Source organism: Halobacillus sp. BBL2006, assembly GCF_000786645.1.
In the GTDB taxonomy this organism is placed as follows: Bacteria; Bacillota; Bacilli; order Bacillales; family Halobacillaceae; genus Halobacillus.
The window spans coordinates 1-5,623 of the sequence record NZ_JRNX01000747.1; the positions used below are offsets into that span (position 1 = coordinate 1).

Annotated in this window: 5 protein-coding genes; 1 reads left to right on the plus strand and 4 read right to left on the minus strand. The window is 44.8% G+C overall.

Annotation, left to right across the window (positions count from 1 at the left end; all coding sequences use genetic code 11):
• The 4 genes from LD39_RS23945 to LD39_RS19185 form a co-directional block, all read right to left on the minus strand.
• A partial coding sequence (locus LD39_RS23945) for a UvrD-helicase domain-containing protein (RefSeq protein WP_197061462.1) occupies window positions 1-88 on the minus strand: 88 nt, incomplete at its 3' end.
• Window positions 82-3,588, minus strand: coding sequence for a helicase-exonuclease AddAB subunit AddB (addB, locus tag LD39_RS19175; RefSeq protein WP_035551959.1), 3,507 nt, complete (start codon window positions 3,586-3,588; stop codon window positions 82-84). The genes addB and LD39_RS23945, both read right to left, overlap by 7 nt.
• A gap of 189 nt (window positions 3,589-3,777) precedes the next feature.
• Window positions 3,778-4,320: a signal peptidase I gene (gene lepB / locus LD39_RS19180; protein ID WP_035551962.1), complete on the minus strand. Its 543-nt coding sequence runs from the start codon at window positions 4,318-4,320 to the stop codon at window positions 3,778-3,780.
• A 55-nt stretch (window positions 4,321-4,375) separates the two neighbouring features.
• The gene (locus LD39_RS19185; protein ID WP_035551965.1) at window positions 4,376-5,023 is read right to left on the minus strand and encodes a TVP38/TMEM64 family protein; all 648 of its coding nucleotides are present in this window, start codon (window positions 5,021-5,023) and stop codon (window positions 4,376-4,378) included.
• A 216-nt stretch (window positions 5,024-5,239) separates the two neighbouring features.
• On the opposite strand from LD39_RS19185, the gene LD39_RS19190 reads away from it, so the two are divergent.
• Window positions 5,240-5,623: hypothetical protein (locus LD39_RS19190; RefSeq protein ID WP_035551968.1), on the plus strand; the 384-nt coding region annotated here is incomplete at its 3' end.

A 5,623-nucleotide genomic window follows, 5' to 3' on the forward strand; every position in this document is an offset into this window, starting at 1 on the left:
TTTTTCCTGAGCCGGCAGCGGCGGCTACTAATATATTGGAACCATGGGAATAAATCGCACGCTGTTGTTCTTCTGTCCAGCTTACCATGCGGAATCCTCCTCTCTCTGAATAATTTTCTCCAGCACTTCTTCGTCTTTCATCTCTTGAAGCTTGCGATACTCATTTTCTTCTAAACTCGGATCGAATTGACAGACCGAACGATACGGACAGAAGTTGCAGGCTACCTGCTGCTTCTGCTGGAATGGATCAAGTTTTACTTTTCCATCCGTAATATTCGTTCCTGCCTGGCTCATCAACTGACGAATGTAACGGTTCAATTCCTGAAAACGCTCGGCATCCGCTGTTTGTGAGCCTTTATAAAAGCCGCCTTTTGCCTTCAAGCCCGCCGGAATAATTTGACTATGTCCCTTCTCAAGACCAGTATCCATCATTTGGACGATACGCTCATTCTCGAGAAGCAGCCCTTGCATCTTAAATTTCTTAAAAATCTCCTCTTCAATCTGCGAATCCTCCAGCATCTGTTTACCAGAAATCATTGGATTGTGGACGTGGAAATACAACACTCCTGCTGGTGAAGCTGTTGAGCCCAGCCAGCGTTCAGCATTGGAAAGAACCACATCAAGGTAAGCAAGCATCTGCAGAGATAGTCCATAATACACATCAACCAGGCTTAATCCTTTAGCGCTCGACTTGTAATCGATAATTCGTAAGAACATATCCTCTTCCGTTAAAGCTTTATCCACCCGGTCAATACGCCCTCGAAGCATCAATTCATAACCATTCGGCAGATTTAGTGACAATGCGGGCAGCTTTTCATCCTTACCTGTTCCAAAACCGAGCTCTAATCCTACAGGAGAGAATTGACTTTTTCTCGCCTGCTCACTCAACACAAAAGCCGCGCGAGCGATAACACTTTGGAGTTTCTTTTGAATATATTTGTACCGATTAGAGCTGTGCAAAATCTGGTTTTGTAAAATCGGAGCCAATTGGTACGTGGCTCGTTCCGCATATTGATTCGCTTCGCCTTGATTCAATTGAGCGAAATCACGGCCTTCTGACTGGACCCACTCGGTGATTTGTTTTAAAGCTTCATGAAAGAGCTGACCAATGTCCGGTGCATCAAGCTTATATGTTCTACGCTCCTCCAGATTCAAGCTATGTCTTGCAAAGTATTGATAGGAACAGCGGTGATAGGTTTCCAGTCGTGACACGCTAGTTTTGTGCTGTTTCTCGAATAATTTCGTAGTTGTTCTCTCTGACAAATCGACGGGCTTGTTTTGATAGAATAAGCTTTGCAATACTCGATTCGTCAGTCCGAATGACTCTTCCTGATCGATGTACCAATTGAGCACACTCCACCAGACCGGTTCCATACGATAACCTTTTAAGTATCGAGCTAGCTGGGAAGTGAGCGCAGACCTTGTTTTAACAGGATTTGTAATGAACCTCGTCGCTTCATGAAGATCATCAGGATCTTGCAATAAGACGTGGTCCTCACAATAAGGAAAAAGCTCTTCAATTCGCTGGATCAATGTTGCGGGAACTTTGGACTTTCCTTCTTCATTACTGAGCGGATAACTAACCCATAAATGATCCTTTGCCATCGTCAAAGCCAGGTACACGTAAAAACGATCATCGAGCAGCTGCCGGCTGCTTCCATCTGCAAGCAGCAGCCCTTGTTCCGCAAGGAGTGCCCGCTCTTGTTCAGAAATCATCCCGTCACTCGGTGGTTTCATCGGCCACATTCCATCCGTCACTCCTAATAGAAACGCCGCTTTGATTCCTGTAATTCTTGAGCGATCCACGCTACCTACGATGACATGGTCCATGCTTGGCGGGACGTGGGCAAACGTAAGTGATTCCAAACCACTTTCGATCGTATTCCTGAACAGCTGCAAGGACATCCTTTCTTCACCAGCCATTTCCACGATTTCATCCAATAATTGAAGAAATGCATCCCACACCTGCTCCTGCTCACGGCCACGTTCAATTTCCCCTGCTTCATCATAGCGTTCGCGCCATTGTTCTAAGCGCTGAGGCACACGCAGGTGCTCAAGCCAGACGTACATCACCTCAGCCCGCTGCCCGATTGTGTCAGCCTCACGCATATCCGTATCGAATGCTTCCAATGCTTTGCGCACCTGATTTCGATAAGCGTTGATCCGGTCCTGCTTTTCTTTCTCATCATCCGTCTGAGAAGCCTGCTCGAAACCACGGAAACGTTGATAGACCCACTCTTTGTCAGAAAACCACTGGCTTCTGGAACGAATGCCATACTCAAGTACATAATTCTCCAGCTCATCAATTGCGTCCTCAGACAGGGGATAAGTCCTGTCCGTCGCTGGAATAAATCCTGTCTTTAATAAACGGAAGACCGCATCATACCTGAAATTTCCATCCACCACATCAAGAGCTGAACGAATCAACTCAATCATCGCATGGTTGAGCATCGTCCGTTTCTCATCGATGAAGACCGGGATATCGTAATCATCAAATAAAGTTTCAATCAGACTATGGTAAACCTCGGGCTCCCTCATCAAAATGGCCATATCCTTGAAGCGATACCCCTCTTCTCGGACTAGCCTCAATATTTCTTGAGCAACTCCCTCGATTTCAGCACGAGGATGGACGGCCTCCGCCACTTTTATAGGAACTTCTCCTTCATAGGGAGGAGCCGGACGCTCATCAAAATATTTTTCCAGATGTAGAAAGGCTGGACGACCTTCCAATCGACCCTCCGTATGATCGAGAACTTCCACTCCGTCGATGGTCTCTCCTGCTTCTTCGGTCAGCTCTTGCAGCTTCAAATACGTCTCTTTTGTTTCGTGGAACAAATCTAGCTCAGGATTGAGGCCATCCTCCGGTTTTTCAGTTGTCAATGTCACGTGGATCGTCTTCACTTTTTTCAGCAAGGCTTCAATGACTTCATACTCTTGCGGTGTAAAGCTATGGAAACCATCGATATAAATATCAGCCCCTTCTAAAAAGGCAGCCTCAGGAACCTTACTCGCAAGCAGCTGCAACTGATCTTCGCTATCTATGTACTGTTCCCTTAATGCATCGACGAGACGGTCATAAATATAAGACAAGTCCTCCAGTTTATCCCTCAGCCCCTGTTCCTGACTTGTCGTATGCACAAATTGGTCAAGAGCATTCATTTGCAAATGGAGGTCTTCCGGCGTGATACGGTATCGTTTGAACTCTGTAATTATGCCTTCCAATTGTTCGATAAACCCTTGTTTTTCTACCGCTTTTTGGAAAACCCTCCAGTCTGAGGTCCGCTCTTCGACAATTTTTCTGAGCATCATCTGTACCCCTGTGGAGGTAATGAATTTCTTCGTGCCGCCACCTGTATCCTGAAGCACTCTCCAGGCCAGACGGGAAAAACTGAACACCTGGGCACGGATCGACCCTTCGATTCCTTCACGCTTCAAAAGGGCATATTCTTGTTGAAATGTCATTTGATCAGGAACGATATAAATGATTGAATTCCCTTTGGGATCGGCTTTCAATTTTGTTTCAATTTCTTCTAAACACCGCGTACTTTTACCTGCTCCCGAACGTCCGAGCAATAAACGCATCCCCATATCTTTCCCGCTCCTTTACGTTAGTTCATTTCTTCCATTCTACCATTTTTCACTTCCGGCGTCGGGCACCGGGTCTTACAAAAACAATAGCCCCAACACCCTATCCAATCTCTGTGATCTCAAAATTAACACCAAGATTTAAGTAGAGCTTAACGTTAAAAAAACCGTCTCTAAGGACGGCTTCTTTCATCAATTAAATTGCAGCGCTACTTGGGAGAATGGCCAGTACCGAACGTCCACCTTCCCCACGACTGTCTCAATATTCACAAAGCCGAAATAACGGCTGTCCAAACTGTCTCTTCGATTATCTCCCATAACAAACAGTTTTCCTTCAGGCACTTTTTTCTGTCCCGTCACTTGCTGCAATGTAAAATCGTCGGTGAACGGAAGTCCATCATGCGGCCTCAGCGAATCCAAGTAGTGCTCATCCACCAACTCTCCGTTAACATAGAGCTGATCATCTTTGACTTCTATCTCATCGCCGCCTACCCCGATTACGCGCTTCACATAATCTTCTTTTTCATTCGCATGGAAGACAATGACGTCCTTTCTTCCGATGTCTTTCCAATCGTACACAACCTTATTGACCATTAGTAGATTGCCATCATATAGTGTCGGTTCCATCGATTCACCATCCACGATATAACTGGCGAACATAAATGATCGGAATACAAAAGCCAGCAGCAAAGCAAACAAGATGGTTCGAATTGCTCTTTGGTATTTTTTTTTCATCGTTTAATCCTCCAGGTGTTCTTTCTATCAACATTTTACCCGTCCCGGATTAAACTTAATCACTTGTGTACGCTTGACGTTCTGCCTTTTTATGAATCCGTCTTTCTATGAATTTTCCAAGTACCCAAAACAGCAAAATGCAGGCGCCTACGACAATCGTTTTTACCGGATTTTGAGCGAAAGATGCAATACTGCTTCCTACAAAGGCGATGGTAAAAATCATAACTGACTTTCCTAATAAGACGGCAAGAATGAACTGCTGTTTGTTTACTTTCGATAAACCCGAAACGATATTAATAATCGAAGAAGGAGAAAACGGAAAACACATGAGCAAAAATAATGGACCGAATCCATGCTCTTCCACCCAAGTCATCACCCGCTGCACTTGATGGTGACGTGTGATAAACCGAAAAAATTTTTTATCTCCGAGTCTCCGAATGATTAAAAAGACACTGATTGCTCCAACAACCGCACCAATCCAAGCATATAAAAACCCTTTAAACAACCCATATACAACTGAGTTTGCCAGTACAAAAGCGACCAACGGCAACAGCGGCAAAAATGCCTCCAGCATAGGAAACAGGATTCCGGGAATAGGACCGAAACTTTCCAGCTGCTCCAATTGGTTGATAATATACTCAAATAGTTGGTCGTTTTCAGCCATTCTCTTCCAATGATCGATGGATTCGGTAAATAAGTACATAAGGCGAGGCTGCTCCTTGTCCACACTGATAACCAGCGCGTGCTTTTCCTTCATTTTAAACGAAACACGTTCATCTGCCTACCAAGAGTTTGTGCTACAAATATCATTTCCCTATCTTGCCATTTTTAGCCTTTTCACAAATTCTCTTGCATAATTACCAGCATCACGTGGTATAATAAAACAAGAACACACGTTCGCATTATGGAGGAGAATAGCATGCGGTACTTAAAACAGAAAGAACTAGATCTCGCTTCCCGCTATTTGTTTTTATCCATGGCCATCGCTGTCATCCGACAGGACAGGAAACATTTTGAACAGGGGAAATTCAAAATCAAAGAACCGTACATGGAGCTGTTAGGGAAAATGGAATTGGAGGCAAGGGAAGAACGGAAGCAGCTCCGCTACCAAATGGATCGCCAAAAGTTACAGGTAGTGGAGTCAGGAAGAAACGATTCGTTCACTTCTTTTCTATTCTTAGCTCATGGGTATGAAGAAAAACGGAATTACTTCAACCCTGCAATCCGGAAGAAAGTCGAACTCATCTTATCCGAGCTTATGCGAAAGTCTCAGCAACCCTCTCGCTCGAAGCCTCCAGAGAAA